The following is a 19012-nucleotide window of genomic DNA, read 5'->3' on the forward strand; positions in this document are numbered from 1 at the left end:
ACCCCGCCACCACACCAACGAACACCATCTGCGCTGGTCACGCTTCCGCAGACGCAGCCAGGCCCGAGCCCGCCGTTCCCACTACAAACGCCGAGGCCACAACCCCCAGATGCGGTTGCAGTACTAGTGTCCTGCGTCTCAATTTCGACGTATTTGTGTAGCTTTGCTCCATGGCGCGTATGGGGCGGCCGATGCCCGAGTTGACGTTGACGGACGACGAGCAGGCGACGCTGGTGCGGTGGGCACGGAGGGCGAAGTCCTCGCAAGCGCTGGCGCAACGCTGCCGCATCGTGCTCGGCTGCGCAGACGGCAAGACCAACCGGGAAATCGCCGAGGAGTTGGGCATCTGGCCACAGACGGTAGGCAAGTGGCGGCGACGCTTCCTTGAGCGCCGGATGGGCGGGCTGATGGACGAGCCCCGGCCCGGTGCTCCACGGAAGATCACCGATGAGCAGATCGAGGACGTAGTCGTCGCCACCCTGGAGCGGACCCCGAAGGATGCCACCCACTGGTCGAGAACCTCGATGGCCACCGAGAGCGGTCTGTCGAAGTCCACGGTCGGCCGGATCTGGAAGGCATTCGGCCTCAAACCCCATCAGGTAGACACCTTCAAGCTCAGCAACGATCCGCAATTCATCGACAAGGTCCGCGACGTGGTCGGCCTGTATCTGGACCCGCCGGAGAGCGCCCTGGTGTTGTGTGTCGACGAAAAAAGTCAGATCCAGGCGCTGGACCGCTCCGCGCCGGTGTTGCCGATAATGCCGGGTATGCCCGAACGTCGTACCCATGACTACTTCCGCAACGGCGTGACCACCCTGTTCGCCGCACTGGACGTGGCCACCGGCGAAGTCATCGGCTCGATCCACCTCCGCCACCGCGCAACGGAGTTCAAGAAGTTTCTGACCAAGCTCGACAAGCACGTGCCCGCAGACCTGGACATCCACCTCATCTGCGACAACTACAGCACCCACAAGACCGACACCGTCCGCAAGTGGCTGGATGCCCATCCCCGCTTCCACCTGCACTTCACCCCCACCTACTCATCGTGGTTGAACCAAGTGGAGAGGTGGTTCGCGCTGCTGACGGACAAGCAACTTCGGCGCGGGGTCTATAAGTCCCTTCAGTCGCTTGAAAAAGACATCCGCAGTTGGATCCAAACCTGGAACGACAACCCGCGGCCCTTCGCCTGGACCAAGACCGCTGACGAGATCCTCGAACGACTCGCCGCATATCTTGAACGGATTCCCGGCGCAGGACACTAGTGTGATGCGCCAGAAATCCTGTGGGTTAGTAAGTACCCTGTTGTCATGTCGCATTCGGGGCCTTCTGCTGGGGCGATCGCGTTGTCCGAGGCGGAGCGCGCCCAGTTGGTGCGCCGCACAAAAATCCCGCACAGGCGCTCGGCCGAGAAGGCCCGCATCATTCTGGCGTGTGCTGATGGCATGTCAAACGCTGGTGTCGCACGGCTCGTCGGTGTCCAGGCCAAGACGGTCGGCAAGTGGCCTCGGGCATTCGCCGCAGAGCGGATGGCTGGGGGGCGTTACCCCTTGATCGTGGACACCCTGATCATTGGATCGTGAAGATCCACAGGACAGGAGTTCCCGTTGGGGACGTCGAAGTACTCGCCTGAGTTCCGGGCCGATGCTGTCGCTCTGTACCACGCCAGCCCGGGTGGGACGTATGCGTCGGTGGAACTGCAACGCGACTTCACCAAGGCCAGCCGGGCTCATGGAATCGGGCGTGCAGCTCGGCAAGACCATCGCGCCAGGACTCGATCTGCTCTACCGTCAGCGACTCATCACACAGTCGCATCAACGATCGCCCCAGCCACAAGTCACCCACGTGCGGTTGCAGTATTAGGCCGTTCGTGGTTGGGACGTACTCGCTATCGGCTGGCGATTTCCGACGACTTTGGGAGCCACTGATCGAGTGACGCGCGCGGGCATCGCGGAGTGACCGGGAACGCGGAGGTTGGGGCGTCGATAGGTTGTTGCTGCGGGTTCTCCTCGCCGCCTCCCTGACAGTTGCGCGGTTGAAAGAGGACCCGTTCCTACTGCTTCAGATGCCGAAGAAGCCGTTCCAGGACGCACCGGGACAGCAACGTTCGCCCTGTCGACGACCTCGCGTAGTCGTTCGTCGGTGGCGTGCCGGAGGCTTACCAGGTGAAACCGCGTTAGGGACGGACGGGAATCCAGTTGCCGTGGAAGCCGGACGGGATGCGGGCGGGTATGTGGATCTCCGCGACCGGGTCCGCGCTGAGGTCAGTGGCGTCGAGGATGGCCAAGTAGCTGGTGTCCTGTGACCGGTCGTGGGCGAACGTCATGAGGTACCCGTCATCTTCATGACCGTCGCGTGCGATGGGGTGCCTGGGGACGAGGACTGCCTCTCCGCAGGTATGGCCGCGCGGGAAGCGGTGGACACTGCGGACGGCTCCGGATGCGAGGTCGTACCGATAGATCTCGGAGTGATCGGGCTCGGCGTCGAGGGAGAAGCTGGTGGTGTAGCCGTAGCGGTGCGACAGGCCGATGCGGGCGTCAGCGATCCGGGGATATTCACTGGGTGTGTCGTCGAGGGGGGTTTCACCGACCGCGCCGGTGGCCAGGTGGAGCACCCACTGGTGAAGGGTGGGCAGATCGCCACCGGGGTCCTGCGGCCCTCGCCGCCACAGGGTCGCGACACGGGTACCCGTGATGGTGATCGTGTCATCGGTCTCGAAGGCGTTCATGGTGTGCCATACGTAGCAGGGGGCGACGTCGAACCAGCGCACCGCAGTCTGGGCACCGGCTCGGGCAAGGATGCCGAACCGGGCGCGATGCCCGTCGTCCCACCGCCAGGGCGGGCCACCGGCGGCGGCCTGGCCCTCGTCGAAGACGACCGGCAGGTCCATGAAGATCACGTGATGTTCCGTGACCGCGAAGTCGTGCATCATCACGGCTCGCGGCAGATCCACCGCCTGGGTCTGGAGTACCTCGCCCGTGGCGGAGGCCCGGTAGAACGTCAGGTACGGCGGCCGCAGCCGGTAGCCGAAGAACAGCAACTCACCAGTGATCGGGCAGGCCTTGGGGTGAGCCGTCATCGGTGTACGCAGCGCCCCGTCGAAGGTGAAGGCTCCGATGGTCGCCAGGTCCGGGGTGACCTCGTAGGGGAAGCCGCCTTCTTCGAGCGCGAACAACCGGCCCGCATGCGCGATCAGGTGGGTGTTCGCCGTGGTGACGCGGTAGTTGATCCGTTGGTTCACCGGGTCGAAGGCGAGGGCGAACCGGGGCGTACCGGGGTTCTCGTAGAGTGGCGTGCGCACGTACCGGTTGCGGTACCAGGTGGCCGTGCCATCGTCTAGGGCAATGGTGTGGATCATGCCGTCGCCGGCGAAGTAGTGGGACGACCGACCGGTCCGGGGGTTGGGGCCGTTGCGAAAGTACTGGCCGGACAGTTCCTTGGGGACGGAGCCGACCACCTTGCTGGGACGGAGAGTTCTCTCCTGCGCGATCGGCGCGTTGTTCCCCGCGAGGTGAAGCGGCCTCTCGCCGCCGGCTGCCTTCGTCATCCGGGCTCACTCCTCTTGCTCACAGTGGAGCAAGGATGCGGCAGGAGAATCCGGGGCAACAGTCTTGTTTCTGCACGGTGCATCAGCCGCCCGGCGAACGGGCAGGCCAGGAGGGCACGAGAAAATTGGCACGGCGGGTGATGGCGGCGGAGCATCAGACGCGGGAGATCGCCCACAGGCCGCACAGCTCAGGACTCCCTGCATATCGCAGGACCTTGTGGTGTGTGTGGTCACTTCGAGGCTGGGAAGAGCGTGCCCTGGGTGGCTTGGAAGCGGTAGGACTCGGTGCCAGTCTGGATCAGTGTGCAGCGGAAGGTGATCCGGTCGGCGATGGCCGCGCAGAGGCGGGGGTCGCCGAAGGTCTTGTCCCACTCGGTGAACGGGGGGTTCGTTGCGACGGCGGTGGCCTTGCGTTCCTCGCGTTCCGTCAAGATCTGGAACAGCAGTTTGGCGCCCTTGCGGTCCAGGTTGAGATAGCCGAATTCATCCAGGCACAGGAGGTCGACCTTGCTGTAGCGGGCGATCACGGAGGAGAGTCGGCGGCTGGCGTCGGCCTCGGCGAGTTCGTTCACCAACGCGCTGGTGGTGGTGTAGCGGACCGTCATGCCAGCCTCGGCGATCGCGGTGCCGATTCCGATGAGCAGATGGCTTTTCCCGGTGCCGCTGTCACCGATCAACACCAGTGGGCGGCCCTCGCGGACCCAGGTGGGGGACTTCAGGTCGGCGATGACCTCGGGGGTCACGTTCGGGTTCTTGGCGAAGTCGAAGTCTTCCAGCCACTTCTGGCGCGGGAAGCGGGCCAGCCGCAGCAGCCGCAGCAGCCGCTGCTGGCGACGAAGGTCCCGGTCGGCGAGCTCGATCTGCAGCCGGTCGAGGAGGAACTGCTTGTAGCTGGCCTGCTCGCGGCGGGCGGTGGTGGCCGCCTCGATGAACCGTTCGCGAAACGCGGGCAGCTTCAGGTCCCTGCATGCCTCGTCGATGAGCATGTCCTCGGGGTCGCCGGGAAGGGACATCCGCCGCGGCGGGACCCGGTCTCGCCCCGCCTCGTGGTCTTGGTCGGTAACGGTAATGGTGCGCGTCATGCCCCGTGGCCTTTCCGGGTCGTGCTGTTCGTGGTGACGACCGGCGCGAGGAGCCGGTCGTACTTGCTCATGTCGGGCAGCGACGGGCGCATGTCCGGCGGCAGACGGCGCGCGTGCAGGGAGATCACCCCCTGGCCCCGTCACTCTCTGGCCCCGTAGTGCCAAACAGGGTGTGTCCAGCCAGTGGTGTAACCCGGTTGTCGGGTTCTAGCGGCGGGCGGCCGAGAGTCGTCCGTCGAAGGTGATGTCGAATGCCTGCAGCGCTGGCTTCCAGCGGATCGCCCAGCGCCGCCGTCCTGTCCCGGTCGGGTCCAGGCTCATCACCGCCAGATACACGCACTTCAGCGCGGCCTGCTCTGTCGGAAAGTGCCCACGGGCACGCACAGCCTTGCGGATGCGGGCGTTGATCGACTCGATGGCATTGGTGGTGCACACGATCCGGCGGATCTCCACGTCGAACCGCAGGAACGGCACGAACTCCGACCAGGACGACTCCCACAACCGCACGATCGCCGGGTATTTCTTCCCCCACACCTCGGCGAACTCCACGAACCGCTCCAGCGCGACCTCTTCGGTCGGCGCGGTGTAGACCGGCTTCAGCCCACGCGCGATCTTCTCCCAGTCCTGCCGCCCGCAGTACTTGAACGAGTTGCGCAACAGGTGAACGACACAGGTTTGCACGATCGTCGCAGGCCAGACCGCATTGACCGCGTCCGGCAACCCCGTCAACCCGTCGCAGACCAACATCAGCACGTCCGCGGCGCCGCGGTTCTTGATCTCGGTCAGCACCTGGAGCCAATATTTCGCGCCCTCGCCCCCGTCACCGACCCACAGGCCGAGGATGTCGCGGTGGCCCTCGGCGGTGACCGCCACGGCCATGTAGACGGGCCGGTTAGCGACCTGGCCCTCCCTGATCTTCACGTTCACACAGTCGATGAAGACGACCGGGTAAACCGCGTCGAGCGGCCGGTTTTGCCATTCCGTCATCCCCGCGACCACGCTGTCGGTGATGGTGGAGATGGTCTGCTTGGAGACGTTCGCCCCGTAGACCTCGGCCAGGTGGGCGGAGATCTCGCCGTGGGTCAGGCCCTTCGCGGACAGGGACAGCACCATCTCATCGACACCGGCAAGGCGCTTCTGACGCTTCTTGACCATTATCGGTTCGAAGGTGCCGGCCCGGTCCCGGGGCACCTCGATCTCGACGGTGCCGATGTCGGTGGTCACGGTCTTGGCTCGGTGGCCGTTGCGGTAGTTCTCCCTCCGCCCGTCCTCGGCCCGCTCGCCGTTCTCGTGGCCCAGGTGGTCGGTGATCTCGCCCTCCAAGGCGGACTCCAGCAGCTTCTTGGTCAGCTGCTGCAGCAGACCGCCCTCGCCAGCCAGCTTCATCCCGCCGTCCTTCGCACGGGCCATCAGCTGCTGGATCAAGGCCTCGTCCACGACCTCGTCCACGGGCACCTCTTGGGCCTTGGTGTCACTCACCACGTCAGTCATCAACTGTCGCTTCCAGCTCGGGAGTTACACCAGTGACCGTACAGACCCCAAGCTCGTTGCTGTCTTGCGGTGGTTGCCTCGGGCAGGCGGGTTCGTAGTAGGTGCCGTCGCGGAGTATGGCGTACAGGACGCTGATGCGGTGGCGGGCGAGGCGGAGGAGGGCTTGGACGTGGGTCCTGCCGCCCCGCTGCACGACCCGGCCTTCGACATCCCCGCCCTCCCGCACACCGGCTCCCGCCAGTGCGGGCGAGATTTTCGGCAAGGGCAGGGTCTTCGGACAGGAGCTGGGATGCGGCTACGCGAGCGCGGGGTCAGGCAGGGGCTGGCCACTGAGCGAGCTTAGTCGAACGCCGATGACGCACGTGTCGTCGTCGGTGTCGGAGCTGCTGTGGGTGAGGAGGTGGTCGAGCCGCTGGTCGAGGCTGCCTCCCGCTCGGCTGGCGGCGGTCGCCAGGAGTTGGTTCAGGCTCTCCTGGAGGGAGCGGTCCCTGCGTTCGATCAGGCCGTCGGTGTACAGCAGCAGCACGTCGTCGTGTTGGAGCTGGATCTCGCCCTCCTCGTAGGTCGTCTCGCTGATCGCGCCGAGCAGCAGCCCCTGCACGAGGGGGACGGTCGTGGCCTGCTCCCCGCGGATCAGCACAGGCGGCATATGGCCCGCCCGCGCCCACTTCAACACCCGGGTTTCCGGGTCGAACAGGGCGCAGATCGCCGTGGCGGTGACCTGCTCGGTGAGATGGTGGGCGACGAGGTTGAGCCAGGTCAGCAGTTGCGCGGGGCCGGCACCGGTGGTGGCCAGGCCGCGGAGCGCGTTGCGCAGGGCGACCATGCCCGTCGCTGCCTCTATGCCATGCCCGGCGACATCTCCGATCGACAGCAGCAGTTGCTTGGTCGGCAGCATAGTCGCGTCGTACCAGTCCCCGCCTACCAGGCTGTCGTCCTCCGCCGGGCGGTAGCGAACGGCGATTTCCAGGTCCGGGGCGTCGATCGGGCCGTGCGCTGGCGGCATGATGGCCTGTTGGAGCTGTTTGGCCAGCCGGTTGCGCTCGGCGGTCTGTTGTTCACTGTAGGCGAGTTGGTCGCGGGTGGCGGCCAGTGCCACCTCGGTCCAGTGTTGGGCCGATATGTCCTGATAGGCCCCGCGCACGCCGACCAAGCGGTGGTCGATGTCGAGGACGGGCTCGGCGACAACGCGGATGTGCCGGACGATGCCGTCGAGCCGCTGGAGTCGAAGCGCGACCGCCCCAGGCCTTCGGTGGTGGAGTACGGTGCGCAGGAACCGGCTGATGGCGGCGGTGTCGTCAGGGTGTGCCAGGGCCGCGAGTTGCTCCAGTGGAACGGCCGGTGCGGTCAGCGGTAGGCCGTAGAGCGCGTAGAGCTGATCGCTCCACATGATTCGGCCGGTGGTGTGGTCCTCCTCGAAGCCGCCGATCCGCACCAGCCGCTGCGCGTGCTGGAGCAGGTGGGCCAGACGGGCCGCCTCATCGGCGAAGCGCCAGATGAGCAGCACATCCTGACCGTGGCGAATGATGCTGACATCGATCGTGGTCGGTACCTGAACCTGGCCGACGACCGCGGTGAAGGCCATGCCTGCGGTGCTGAACGGCTCACCGGTGGCGTGGACATGGGCCACCTTGTCGAACAGTCCGTGCTCTTCGGCCGCGAGGGGATATGCCTCCAGCAGGAGGGCGCCTGTCACCGCGCTGCGGGGCCGCCCGGCCGGGTCGGTGAATCGCGGGTTGGCGTGGAGGATCCGGAAGTCCATGAGCCGCCCGTCCGTGTCGAGTTCGGCGCGCAGTACGAGCGCCGCGTCAAGCAGACTGTCGGCGAGCTCGGCCAACTGCGTCCCGCACCCGGCCGCTGCGGTGACATGGTCCGTCCCCGCTGCGGCAGGCAGGGTCCCCAGAGTGTGGGCCGCCAGCTCGGCGAGCGCCTCGATCTGCCGCCGCACCGCGGGCTGCTGGGGAATGGGCGCACCTGGCCAGCAGATCTCCAGCACGCCTTGGATGCGTCCTTGTGCCTCGGCGGGCACCGCGACCCGGCCGCCTCGCGGCATGAGTTGGTGTGCCACGGAGGGCAGGCCGGTCGCGGCCAGTTCCTCGAACCACACCGCCTCTCGGGTGGCGAGTGCCCTGCGGGCGGGCGTGGACACGCCCGGTGGCACGTAGTGCCACCGCAGGGCCTCCTGCTCTGGGAAGCCGGCATACCCGGCGAGGCGCAGTGCCCCGCCCTGGTCGTTCGTCCAGATCGCCACGGCTGTGGCGCCCAGGGGGGTCAGGGCGTGCTCCAGGAGCGAGCAGGCCACGGCCTGCGCGTCGCTGGCGGCGAGCACGCCGCTTTCGGCCGTGCGCAACTGCACCGCGAGGGATTCTCCGGCCTCCGCGTCGGCGGCCGGGCGGTCCTCGCTGGCGACCCGGTCGAGGAAGTCGCGGGCCGCGTCGGTGAATTGGTCCCGGGCTGCCTGGTTGACGATGTCAGCGGCGAGCTGGAGTTGGGAGATCCCGGCGGCCTGCGCCAGTTCGACCAGTTGTCGGGCTGCCTCCACAGGGCTAAGCCGCAGCCGCTCCATCAGGACGCCCTTGGCCATCTCCAGCAGCGCCCGGCCGTCCGCGTCCGCCTGCGCCTGGCGCACCTGTTCACGCAGTCGAGCAACGGTGGCGGCGAGTCGCCCCACCTCGGCCGGGGATGCGGAGACGTTTACAGAGGAGCCGGACGTCGGGTCGTCCTCGCCGTCCACCGGCTCCGCCCCGTACCGGCCCAGTCCGTCGCCCGCGAGGGAGGTGTCGGTCGACGGCTCGCCGGAGGCGGCGGCGTCGGGCGTTGAGCCAACGTTCTGCCGGTGGTCGGTCACTTCGCTGCTCCTCGGTGGCGGTACGGATCCTGGCAGGAATCCAGTGGGGGCGCCGCGTCGGTCCCGGCAGCCGGACGGCCATGGCAGGCGGTCATGGCGCCAGCCTGCGATGGATGCGGGCGACCAGGTCCTCGGCGTTGACGGGCTTGGTGACGTAGTCGCTCGCTCCGGACGCCATGCTCTTCTCCTGGTCGCCGGGCATCGCTTTGGCGGTGACCGCGATGATCGGCAGGTCCGCGTACTGCGGCATGGCGCGGATGGCGGCGGTGGCCGCGTATCCGTCCATCTCCGGCATCATCACGTCCATCAGTACGATGTCGATTTCCGGGTGCGCGGTCAGCGCCTCGAGCCCGGCGCGGCCGTTCTCCGCGTGCAGCACCGTCATGCCGTGCAGTTCCAGGATGCCGGTGATTGCGTAGAGATTGCGCGCGTCGTCGTCCACGACCAGCGCTGTCCGTCCGGCCAGCAGCGGGTCGATGCCTTCGGGTTCGGCTTGCGGGCGCACCTCTCGATCGGTGCGTACCAGGGGCAAGGCGCCGCCGGGGAGGTCAGACGACAGGTGCAGTGTGATCCGCTCGCGTAGTTCGTCGAGGCTGGCCAGCAGTTCCAAGGGACGGGCACCCATCCGCCGTTGGAGCTCCCGCTCGCGTGCACCGTCGATGTGCCTGCTGTTGTGCGCCAGTACCGGCACTGTGTGCAGCGCCGGGTCGGCCTCCATCGCCTCGATGAGCCGCAGCAGTTCCTCGTCCGGCATGCCCAGGTCCAGTACCACACAGTGGCACGCCTGCGCCGCCAGCGCCGTGGCCGCCTCCTGGTGCCCGACCGTGGGGACGATATCGATGGTGTCGGTCGTGACCGTCGTGTTCGGGCCGCCCACCAGATCGGCGCGTACGCTCTCCGCGACCATGGTCAGCAACCCGCGCGACTGTTGCTCGATCACCAGCAGCCGCCGTCGTCGTGTCGTGGGCTGGCCACCCGATGCCGTGGTCTGCCGGCCACCGGTGTTCGGCTCATCGGCTGCGTCCTTGCCGCAGCCAGCGCCGGGGGCCTTCACCGCGAGTTCCTGGTAGTCGGGGCGGGCCACCGGCAGGTAGAGGCTGAAAGTGCTCCCCTCACCGGGGGTGCTCTGCACGGCGATCGAGCCACCCAGCAGGTAGGCGATCTCGCGGCTGATCGACAGGCCGAGGCCGGTACCGCCGTACTTGCGGCTGGTGGTGCCATCCGCCTGCTGGAACGCGCCGAAGATGGCTTCGAGTTGGTCTTCGGCGATGCCAATGCCGGTGTCGCTGACCCGCAGCGCGATAGCCGAGCCGTGGCGGCGCACCGCCGCGGGCAATTCGGCGCCCGCGGCGGTCTCGATGCGCAACTGGACACGGCCGGTCTCGGTGAACTTCACCGCGTTCGACAGCAGGTTCCGCAGCACCTGCCGCAGCCGGGAGTCGTCGGTGAGCAGCTCAACCGGCACACCGGGCGCGGTGACGATGTCGAATCCGAGGCCCTTCTGGCTCGTCATGGGCTGGAAGGTGGCCTCCACGTAGTCGAGTAGTCGGCGTAGCGGCACCCACTCCGGTGAGATGTCCATCTTGCCCGCCTCGATCTTCGACAGGTCCAAGATGTCGTTGATGAGCTGAAGCAGGTCGGAGCCGGCCGAGTGGATGATCTCCGCGTACTCGACCTGCTTCGTGGTGAGGTTGCGGGTCGGATTCTGCGCCAGCAACTGCGCCAGGATGAGCAGGCTGTTGAGCGGGGTGCGCAGTTCGTGGCTCATGTTGGCCAGGAACTCCGACTTGTACTTGGAGGCCAGCGCGAGTTCCTGTGCCCGGGTCTCCAATTCCTGGCGGGCATGCTCGATTTCGAGGTTCTTGGTCTCGATGTCGCGGTTCTGGCTCGCCAGCAGCGCTGCCTTCTCCTCCAACTCCGCGTTGGATCGCTGCAGTTCCTCCTGACGAGCCTGGAGTTCCTCAGAACGGGTCTGGAGCTCGGCGGTCAGCCGCTGCGACTCCTCCAGCAACTCGTCGGTACGGGAGTTGGCGATGATGGTGTTGACGTTGACGCCGATGGTTTCCCGGAGCTGTTCCAGGAAGTCCCGCTGCACCGCCGTGTAGTGGTGCACCGATGCGAGTTCGATGACGCCCAGCACCTGCTCCTCGACCACGATCGGCAGTACGACCAGGTGCAACGGTTCGATCTGCCCGAATCCGGCGGGCACGGTGACCGACCCCGGGGGCAGGTTGTCCACCGCGATGGTCTGGCGGTCAGCCGCCGCCTGACCGACGAGCGCCTGACCGAAGGCGAACCGCGGTGCGTCCTCCTTGCGCGGCTCCGGGCGCCCGTACGACCCGATCATCCGCAACTGATGGCGTTCGGCGGTCTCGTCGGCAAGGTAGAAGCCGCCGTACTGGGCACCGACGAGCGGGGCCAGTTCCGCCATGATCAGCTGCGCCACCAGAGCGAGGTCGCGGTGGCCCTGCATCATCCCGGAGATCCTGGCGAGGTTGGACTTCAGCCAGTCCTGTTCCTGGTTGGCCCGGGTGGTCTCGCGCAGCGAGCCGACCATCGCGTTGATGTTGTCCTTCAGGTCGGCGACCTCGCCGGACGCCTCCACCGTGATGGAGCGGGTCAGATCTCCCTCGGCCACGGCGCTGGTTACCTCGGCGATGGCGCGTACCTGCCGGGTGAGGTTCCCGGCGAGTTCGTTGACGTTCTCGGTCAGCCGCTTCCAGGTGCCCGATACGCCCTCGACCTCCGCCTGGCCGCCGAGCCTTCCCTCGCTGCCCACCTCGCGGGCCACGCGGGTGACCTCGGCGGCGAACGACGAGAGCTGGTCGACCATCGTGTTGATAGTCGTCTTCAGCTCAAGGATCTCGCCACGCGCGTCCACGTCGATCTTGCGGGTGAGGTCGCCGTTGGCGACGGCGGTGGTGACCTGGGCGATGTTGCGGACCTGACCGGTGAGGTTGTTCGCCATCGAGTTGACGTTGTCGGTGAGGTCCTTCCACGTCCCTGCCACGTTGGCCACCCGGGCCTGGCCGCCGAGGATGCCCTCGGTGCCCACTTCGCGGGCCACGCGGGTCACCTCGTCGGCGAACGCGGAGAGGGTGTCGACCATTCGGTTGATCACGTCGGCGAGCGCGGCGACTTCGCCCTTCGCCTCCACGGTGATCTTCTGTGACAGGTCTCCTCGGGCCACCGCCGCCGCCACCTGCGCGATGGAGCGCACCTGGCTGGTGAGGTTGGAGGCCATCACGTTGACGTTGTCAGTGAGGTCCTTCCACGTCCCGGAGACACCGCGCACCGTCGCCTGACCGCCGAGGTTGCCTTCGGTGCCGACCTGGCGGGCCACCCGGGTCACCTCGTCGGCGAAGGAGGACAGCTGATCGACCATCGTATTGATGGTCTCCTTCAGCTCCTGGATCTCCCCGCGCGCGTCCACCGCGATCTTCTGCGACAGGTCGCCCTTCGCCACCGCGGTGGTGACCTGGGCGATGGACCGCACCTGCGCGGTGAGGTTGTCTGCCATCACGTTGACCGACTCCGTGAGGCTCTTCCACGTCCCAGAAATGCCCTTGACGTCGGCCTGGCCGCCGAGACGGCCCTCGGTGCCGACCTCCCGGGCAACACGGGTGACCTCGTCGGCGAAGGAGGACAGCTGATCGACCATCGTATTGATGGTCTCCTTCAGTGCCAGGATCTCGCCGCGAGCGTCCACCGTGATCTTCTGCGACAGGTCGCCCTTCGCAACTGCCGTCGCCACCTGGGCGATGGACCGCACCTGCGCGGTGAGGTTGCCCGCCATGAAGTTCACCGAGTCGGTCAGGTCCCGCCAGGTGCCCGACACTCCCTTGACGTCGGCCTGGCCGCCGAGACGGCCCTCGGTGCCGACCTCCCGGGCAACACGGGTGACCTCGTCGGCGAAGGAGGACAGCTGATCGACCATCGTGTTGACGGTGTTCTTCAGTGCCAGGATCTCCCCACGCGCGTCCACGGTGATCTTCTGCGAGAGGTCGCCCTTCGCCACCGCGGTGGTGACCTGCGCGATGTTGCGCACCTGTGCGGTGAGGTTGCCCGCCATGAAGTTCACCGAGTCGGTCAGGTCGCGCCACACCCCACCGACCCCCGGCACCTGCGCCTGGCCGCCGAGACGACCCTCACTGCCCACCTCGCGGGCCACCCGGGTCACCTCGGAGGTGAACAACGAGAGTTGGTCCGCCATCCCGTTGAAGACCGTCGCGATCTCCCCGAACAGCCCCTCGGCGTCCTCCGGTAGGCGGGTGCCGAAGTCCCCGTCCCGTACCGCCGTCAGCCCGGCGAGCAGCTGCCGCAACTCCGGCTCACCGATCGCCTGCTCCACCACTGCGGCGCCCTCCGCCTGCCGGCGCGCGGCGGGCGGCGCCTCCTTGACCCTAGACTCACGCATGTAGTACCCCACCCGCTGACGCTCGGTCGGCTATCTGTTGTCGTCGAGCAATTATTGCCGGTGCCAGCGTACTGTGAATCGCGCGTGGGCACCGGGCGACGGCCCAGTCCTTCGGCACGCTTGCGGTCCACGTAGGTCTTGTAGCGGCCGAGGACGCCGGTGCGGCAGGTCCACTGGCCGACGGCGCCGATCTGGACCGCGTGATGCGTGTGCGGAACGACGCACCGGCCACGGAGACCGTCTTCATGTTGTGATACAAGCGGCACCACTGACCTTGTAGGTGCGTTGTCGGCATGAGTCCGGTTGCGGCGAGGCATCCGCCGATGAGATCGCTGCGGTATTGAACCTGGCGCAGTCCGTGTCGCAGGGAGCGCATGCGACGGCCGGACGACTTGTGACCCCGGTGGATCATCGGCCGGTAGATCAGGCGCGAGCGTTGCACTGGCTTAGTCCAGCTCCTGCAGGCGGTGCGGAAGCCGTGAGCAGGTCATGCCGCGGGCCGGGTCGTTCTTGACGGGAGCGGCGGATGCGAGGCTTGGGCATCTTCTGCAGGGCGTCGGGGAACTCGGCGATCCACAGGCCGATGGGGATGCGGAAGGCGGGACGGCCAGCGAGCACGTCCAGCTCCAAAGCAGCGCGCTGGCCCGCTGTGGTCGCGATCCGGACCCGGTCGGGCAGCACCCACATCGCGGTCTCACGTGTGGTGGCCGGATCAACAACTGCGTGTGGGACTCGTGCATTAGGGGATCGCCGTGGCTATGGCGCCCGCATGACGGATCAGATAGCTGGCGCAGACGGCGCCCCGCTGGCCAGGCCGGAACTGCACACGGTGTTGCTGGAACTTGAGCGGGAGTTGGCCGCCGATCCCGTCAAGGTCTTCCACCTTCTGGTTCCCCAGCTCGCGCCCAACGACGGACACACGAAGTTCGCTGTCTACCCGGATTGCCTCACAGCTGTCATGCAGGGCGACTGGTGGTACCGGGGGGAGTATCGAGTGACTGCTGCGCCCGGGGGCGCGAGGGTCTCGTACACGGTGGTCAACGTTGCGCAGGAGCAGCACGAGGGTGGGAACCTCATCGGCGAGAGCACTGTCGCAGCGGCACCAGACGCCTTCGCACGGCGCATCGACGCTCTTGAAGACTCGCTGCGTTGAGGTAGATGATCTCGGGATGGCTGGTGTTCTCACGGCGTCGTAGCCGTCCTGGATAGCCCGTTCACCGGTGTGAACCCCTGGCAGTTCAGCAAGCTGATCAATGCGCTGCGGCCTGAAGGAACACCTACCAATCACGAAGGTCACATAGGGCGGCACAGCACCGAAGACAAGGTCCACGGCGGTCCATAATGTGTCGGCGGCCTGCCCGGTGGTCAGGACGAAAGCCAGCGGGCGGCACCTGCGGTCCCCGGCGAGATGAAGCTTGCTGGTGAGCCCGCCCCGGGACCTGCCGAGCAGGGCTGCCTTCAGCCGCGCGTTGCGTCGTTGGCGGATGCGGCGTCGTTCTTCCCGCCCAGGATCGTTCGCGTCCCCGGTGTCCTGTCCGTTGTGTCCGGGCGGGCGGCCCCCCTTTTGCCGGGTCCGTTCCTGTTCGACCGCGGCTTTCTCCAGGGCCTCCAGGATCTCCTGGTCAAGGGGTATACCGGCGGCGTCGTGGTGGGCACGAACGGTCCACGCTCACCAGGGACAGATCGGTCCTGCCCTGGCGGGCGGCCTCGGCGATCGGGCCTTCCAGCAGCGCGGTGAAGACCCCGGCGTCGCGCCAGATCCGGAACCGACCGTAGACGGTGGGCCACGGCTCGAACTCCCCAGGCATCTCCCGCCACTGGGCACTGGAGCGGAATCGCCAGATCACCCCCTCGAACTGGTCCCGCAACCGCGCCGGATACGGTCCATACTCGCCGATCGGCAGGTACGGCTCGACCAACTCCCACTGTTCCTCGGTGAGTTGCCGACGCGTCACACCCCACGTCCTACCAGACCCCACCCACACAGCGAGACGAAACCCGAGAATGATCACAACCTCACACAGCCCTTAGTAACACGGTCGGCAATCGTGTGGCGAGGCGAGGCCCGCCCGTGAGAGTCTGCGCGCATGCTGAAGCCCTCTTGGAGCGATGCCGCGTAAGCCGCCGGCAGCGGTGCGAGCCGCTCTCCGTTTTCACCCGCGCAGTCGTCAGAGTTTGTCGGTGATTGATGGGGTGTCCGCCGCGACGCTGGGGGAAATCCAGCGTCTGGAACGAACCCGGGGCAGGCCGGGGGAGGTTGCTCGTGATCTCGCCTGGTGGAAGCAGCAAGCCGCCGAGATGTGCCGTCGGCGCTGGCATAGCCTTGGCTCCGGACCGTACTACTACGGGTATTGCGGGTGTCCCTGCTGCGACTACGACCCGCCCGAGGGCCGGTGGGGACTGGAGCGGGTGCTCCAGTCCCTCTCCCGCTGGGGCCGCCGTGACTTCGCGGCAGTGGTCAAAGAGGTCGACGTCCACGTCCTGGACGCGACCTATGGCGGCGAACCCGATACCACTGGCTGGTGGGAGCAACGGATCTGACTGTGTCGCACAGGCCGGGACGCGCCTGATGTCTGCTCACGAGAGTGCGTTCGACGTATTCAGCAGCCGGAGGGTTGGCACGGTTCTACGACTTCGGTGCCGGCCGAGTGCCGCAGTTCCTCGCCGAACTCGCCAAGAAGTCGAACTGACCGCGTCGCCACGGAGACTTTGAGCGCGTGAAACCTACAGATATGACACCAATGTCATGAGAAGACAGCACAGCTAAGTAGGTGTTTTTCTTTTCCCTGCTGTAAACAGCGCGGTACCGGCGGAGAAGCCTCCTGCTGGCTTTGTGCCGGTCGTGCTCCTAACCGTCTTCTGGCGCGTTGCAGGAGAAGCCGTACGCGGCGAAGTCGGTGATCGGGAGGTACCCGATGCGCTGGTAGAGGGCGTTGCTGGTGGGGTTGGCCGGGTCCGTGAACAGGACGACCTCCGTCGCGCCTGCGGCCAGCGCGGCCCGGCTCACCTCGACCGTCACGGCACCCGCATAGCCACGGCCCCGGAGGTGAGCCGGGGTGTAGACGGGATCCACCCGGACCATGCCGGCAATCATCGAAGTCGAGCCTGCCATGGAGACCGGAGTGCCGTCCGAGGTCTCCCAGAACGTGAAGTGTTTGTCCGCGAAGCGTGCGTCGTCCCTGGAGTCGGCGTCTACGGATGGTGCCTCTCCGACGGCGGCGACGAACTCACCGCACCAGAAGATGAGTTGCTCACGGTCCTGCTCGCCCGCGACTCGACCCCGGCCCTCTGCGCGCGGCTCCGGTGGGGTGAGCGTGCCGAGACGATAGAGACGGCCCCGCCAGCTGCGCATCGGCGTTGCGCCTGTGTGCCGCTGCCAGGCCTCGGCGAAAGCGGCAGCGGTGTCGTGGACCCCGACGACGCCGGAGAGGGAGTGGCCGACTCCGGCCAGGTGGGCGGCGAGGGTGTCGGCATGCTCGGGGGCGAGCGGGGTGAGGCTCAGGCGGCCGGACGGAAGGCGGTAAAAGATGGCACGGACCTTGCCCCGTCGCTCCAGTCGGCCGAATACGGTGGATTCGGCACCATATGCGTTCGCCCCACGGGTTCGCAGTCTCTCGATCACTGTCAGCGGCGTGGTGTGCAGGGCGGGGCGCGATCGCAGGAAGTCTCCGGCGCGGGTGAGAAAGTCGTCGAGGTCTTCGGTGAGGTGCCAGTCATCCGGGCGCATGCTTCATGATTCCTCGTGCACCTGGCTCCTGATGGCGATTCCTGGAATAGGCCCGTGTTGCTCTTCTTCCTCAGGTGGTCCGGTCTTCATGGAAGTGGGGAGACAGTGGAGCGGAGCGCGCGCGTCAGGCCCGTCGACTGGAAGTTGGCTCGCCTAGTGGACGGTGAGTCAGGGCATGCCTTGGTGGTCCGGGCTGTCGAAGGTGGTGTGAGGAGGCCGAGCAAGGCGCTCCCAGAGGCTGCCGAGGTGTGCGTGGAGGACGTCCTGTGCCTCCTGCGGGGCGAGGTGGCCAACGAGGACGTGCGCGGTAAGGCCGTCCGCGAGGGCCAGGAGAGCGCGGGCCTCGCGTTGAGGGTTGAGGAGGTCCACGTCATCGGTGGCTTCCGAGATGAGGTCGGCGAAGGCGCGCTGCAGCGCGGCGTAGTTGGTCTTGAGGGTGGTGGCGAGTGGTTCGCTGATCGCGGCTTGGGCGACGAAGGCGAGCCAGACCCTGGCTTCGGCGTGGTGTTCTTCGCGAAGTAGTGAGATCTCGGTGGCCGCGTGGCCCAGCGTGGTGCGGGCTGACTGGGCGGGGCTGCTGATGAGGCGGGCCTTGACGCGCTCGCTGATCCGCTCGCCGACGTGCCCGAGGGCGAAGACGAGCATTTCTTCCTTCGTGCGGAAGCACCGTTGAACGGCGCCCATCGAGATCTGCGCGCGGTCGGCGACATCGCGCAGGGTCACGCCGTCCAGCCCTCGTTCGTCGGCCAGGCGGCACACGGCGTCGGCGATGGCGCGGCGTCGGTTGTCGTGGTCCACCTGCCTGGGCATGCCCGCCTCCTTTGTTCGATGCAAGCGTATCGGTTCTCGGGCTACCGTTCCGATGCAAGCGCATCGGAACATGGGATGGGGAGGGTACGAGTCATGCAGGACGCCCTGTGGACACTGCCGGCGACCGCGCAAGCGGCGGCGGTGCGCAGCGGAGACATCTCGGCCGTTGAACTGATCGACAGCCACCTTCAGCGCATCGCCGAGATCAACCCGCAGGTGAACGCGGTAACCCAACTCCTGGCGGAGCGCGCACGCGACGCCGCGGCCCAGACTGACCGGCGACGCGCGGCAGGAGAGGAACTGGGGCCCCTCGTCGGCGTGCCGTTTACGGTGAAGGAGACCACCGCCGTCGAGGGAGTACCGACCACGTTCGGTACGCCGCGTTTCCGTGATCTGGTGGCGAAGACCGACGCGCCCCCGGTCGCCCGGCTGCGTGCGGCCGGGGCCATACCGATCGGGCACAGCAACATGCCCACGTTGATCCTGGCCGGCATGCACACGCGCAGCGAGTTGTTCGGCGACACGGTCAACCCGTGGGACAGCAACCGGACTCCGGGCGGCACCAGCGGGGGTGACGCGGTGGCTGTCGCCACGGGCATGGCGGCACTCGGGCTCGGCAACGACTCCGGCGGCTCGGTGCGCGTGCCCGCCATGTTCTGCGGTGTAGCGGCGCTGAAGCCGTCCACCGGCCGCTTCCCCGCCGACCACCGCATCCTCGGCCCGGACGACCCCGGCCCGGCGTCCCAGATCCTCGTCACTGACGGCCCGCTGGCCCGGACCGTGGGCGACCTGCGGTCGGCCTACGAGGTACTGGCGGGGGCCGATCCGCGGGACCCTCGCGCCGTGCCGGTGCCCGCCTACGGCGAACCGCTCCCCGGACCGCTGAAGGTCGCGGTCGTCGCGGACCCGGGCGGGCACGGCGTCCATTCCACGGTTCGCTCAGCCATCGAGACCGCCGCTGACGCGCTCCGCGACGCCGGATACGACGTGCGCGATGCGCGAGATGCGCTTTGTCTCGGCCGGGCCGGGGTGGCCTGGTCGCCTGTGAGTTCGAGGAAGCCCCGGCGGACCGTTTTCCGGTCGCCGGGGCTCC

Annotated in this window: 13 protein-coding genes and 2 pseudogenes; 5 read left to right on the forward strand and 10 right to left on the reverse strand. The window is 67.3% G+C overall.

What is annotated here, in order from left to right:
* Positions 1-179 precede the first annotated feature (179 nt).
* Together P3G67_RS33815 and P3G67_RS33820 are read left to right on the forward strand one after the other, a co-directional pair.
* Complete coding sequence (locus tag P3G67_RS33815) at positions 180-1262, forward strand: IS630 family transposase (protein WP_276096916.1); 1083 nt, start codon at positions 180-182, stop codon at positions 1260-1262.
* Between the two features lie 45 nt (positions 1263-1307).
* Positions 1308-1580: a helix-turn-helix domain-containing protein gene (locus P3G67_RS33820; protein WP_276096917.1), complete on the forward strand. Its 273-nt coding sequence runs from the start codon at positions 1308-1310 to the stop codon at positions 1578-1580.
* A 593-nt stretch (positions 1581-2173) separates the two neighbouring features.
* Here P3G67_RS33820 and P3G67_RS33825 read toward each other — a convergent pair.
* The 7 genes from P3G67_RS33825 to P3G67_RS33860 form a co-directional block, all read right to left on the reverse strand.
* Positions 2174-3544 (reverse strand): carotenoid oxygenase family protein, encoded by a 1371-nt coding sequence (locus P3G67_RS33825; protein ID WP_276096918.1) that lies wholly within the window; start codon positions 3542-3544, stop codon positions 2174-2176.
* A gap of 230 nt (positions 3545-3774) precedes the next feature.
* Positions 3775-4557, reverse strand: a complete 783-nt coding sequence (gene istB, locus P3G67_RS33830; RefSeq protein ID WP_276096948.1) for an IS21-like element helper ATPase IstB — start codon at positions 4555-4557, stop codon at positions 3775-3777.
* Between the two features lie 65 nt (positions 4558-4622).
* The gene (locus P3G67_RS33835; protein ID WP_276096919.1) at positions 4623-4754 is read right to left on the reverse strand and encodes a hypothetical protein; all 132 of its coding nucleotides are present in this window, start codon (positions 4752-4754) and stop codon (positions 4623-4625) included.
* Between the two features lie 79 nt (positions 4755-4833).
* A complete protein-coding gene (locus tag P3G67_RS33840; RefSeq protein ID WP_276096920.1) occupies positions 4834-6117 on the reverse strand; it encodes an IS256 family transposase in 1284 nt (427 codons plus the stop codon).
* Between the two features lie 295 nt (positions 6118-6412).
* Positions 6413-8965 carry a SpoIIE family protein phosphatase gene (locus tag P3G67_RS33850; protein ID WP_391858408.1) on the reverse strand — a complete coding sequence of 851 codons (2553 nt, stop codon included), beginning with the start codon at positions 8963-8965 and terminating at the stop codon, positions 6413-6415.
* Positions 8966-9056: 91 nt separating this feature from the next.
* A complete protein-coding gene (locus P3G67_RS33855; protein ID WP_276096921.1) occupies positions 9057-13382 on the reverse strand; it encodes a HAMP domain-containing protein in 4326 nt (1441 codons plus the stop codon).
* 423 nt (positions 13383-13805) lie between these two features.
* Positions 13806-14069: a hypothetical protein gene (locus tag P3G67_RS33860; protein WP_276096922.1), complete on the reverse strand. Its 264-nt coding sequence runs from the start codon at positions 14067-14069 to the stop codon at positions 13806-13808.
* An 82-nt stretch (positions 14070-14151) separates the two neighbouring features.
* Here P3G67_RS33860 and P3G67_RS33865 point away from each other — a divergent pair, with 82 nt between their 5' ends.
* Positions 14152-14535, forward strand: coding sequence for a hypothetical protein (locus tag P3G67_RS33865; RefSeq protein WP_276096952.1), 384 nt, complete (start codon positions 14152-14154; stop codon positions 14533-14535).
* Positions 14536-14727: 192 nt separating this feature from the next.
* Here the strand turns inward: P3G67_RS33865 and P3G67_RS33870 are convergent.
* Positions 14728-15337 (reverse strand): annotated as a pseudogene (locus P3G67_RS33870) (transposase); the annotation flags it as partial.
* Positions 15338-15563: 226 nt separating this feature from the next.
* Here P3G67_RS33870 and P3G67_RS33875 point away from each other — a divergent pair.
* Positions 15564-15923, forward strand: coding sequence for a hypothetical protein (locus tag P3G67_RS33875; RefSeq protein ID WP_276096923.1), 360 nt, complete (start codon positions 15564-15566; stop codon positions 15921-15923).
* A gap of 307 nt (positions 15924-16230) precedes the next feature.
* Here the strand turns inward: P3G67_RS33875 and P3G67_RS33880 are convergent, their stop codons facing one another.
* On the reverse strand, positions 16231-17109 hold the full coding sequence (locus tag P3G67_RS33880; RefSeq protein ID WP_276096924.1) for a GNAT family N-acetyltransferase: 879 nt from the start codon (positions 17107-17109) through the stop codon (positions 16231-16233).
* A gap of 168 nt (positions 17110-17277) precedes the next feature.
* Complete coding sequence (locus P3G67_RS33885) at positions 17278-17919, reverse strand: TetR/AcrR family transcriptional regulator (protein WP_276096925.1); 642 nt, start codon at positions 17917-17919, stop codon at positions 17278-17280.
* Between the two features lie 93 nt (positions 17920-18012).
* Here P3G67_RS33885 and P3G67_RS33890 point away from each other — a divergent pair.
* Positions 18013-18969: pseudogene (locus P3G67_RS33890) on the forward strand (amidase); the annotation flags it as partial.
* Positions 18970-19012: the final 43 nt, after the last annotated feature.

It is taken from the genome of Streptomyces silvisoli (assembly GCF_029269905.1).
GTDB classification, from domain to species: domain Bacteria; phylum Actinomycetota; class Actinomycetes; order Streptomycetales; family Streptomycetaceae; genus Streptantibioticus_A; species Streptantibioticus_A silvisoli_A.

Excerpts from the sequence above, each read along its gene's own strand:
- P3G67_RS33815 (WP_276096916.1), top strand. The coding sequence starts at position 180 with ATGGGGCGGCCGATGCCCGAGTTGACGTTGACGGACGACGAGCAGGCG.
- P3G67_RS33820 (WP_276096917.1), top strand. The coding sequence starts at position 1,308 with ATGTCGCATTCGGGGCCTTCTGCTGGGGCGATCGCGTTGTCCGAGGCG.
- P3G67_RS33825 (WP_276096918.1), bottom strand. The coding sequence starts at position 3,544 with ATGACGAAGGCAGCCGGCGGCGAGAGGCCGCTTCACCTCGCGGGGAAC.
- istB (WP_276096948.1), bottom strand. The coding sequence starts at position 4,557 with ATGTCCCTTCCCGGCGACCCCGAGGACATGCTCATCGACGAGGCATGC.
- P3G67_RS33840 (WP_276096920.1), bottom strand. The coding sequence starts at position 6,117 with ATGACTGACGTGGTGAGTGACACCAAGGCCCAAGAGGTGCCCGTGGAC.
- P3G67_RS33855 (WP_276096921.1), bottom strand. The coding sequence starts at position 13,382 with ATGCGTGAGTCTAGGGTCAAGGAGGCGCCGCCCGCCGCGCGCCGGCAG.
- P3G67_RS33860 (WP_276096922.1), bottom strand. The coding sequence starts at position 14,069 with ATGTGGGTGCTGCCCGACCGGGTCCGGATCGCGACCACAGCGGGCCAG.
- P3G67_RS33865 (WP_276096952.1), top strand. The coding sequence starts at position 14,152 with ATGACGGATCAGATAGCTGGCGCAGACGGCGCCCCGCTGGCCAGGCCG.
- P3G67_RS33880 (WP_276096924.1), bottom strand. The coding sequence starts at position 17,109 with ATGCGCCCGGATGACTGGCACCTCACCGAAGACCTCGACGACTTTCTC.
- P3G67_RS33885 (WP_276096925.1), bottom strand. The coding sequence starts at position 17,919 with ATGCCCAGGCAGGTGGACCACGACAACCGACGCCGCGCCATCGCCGAC.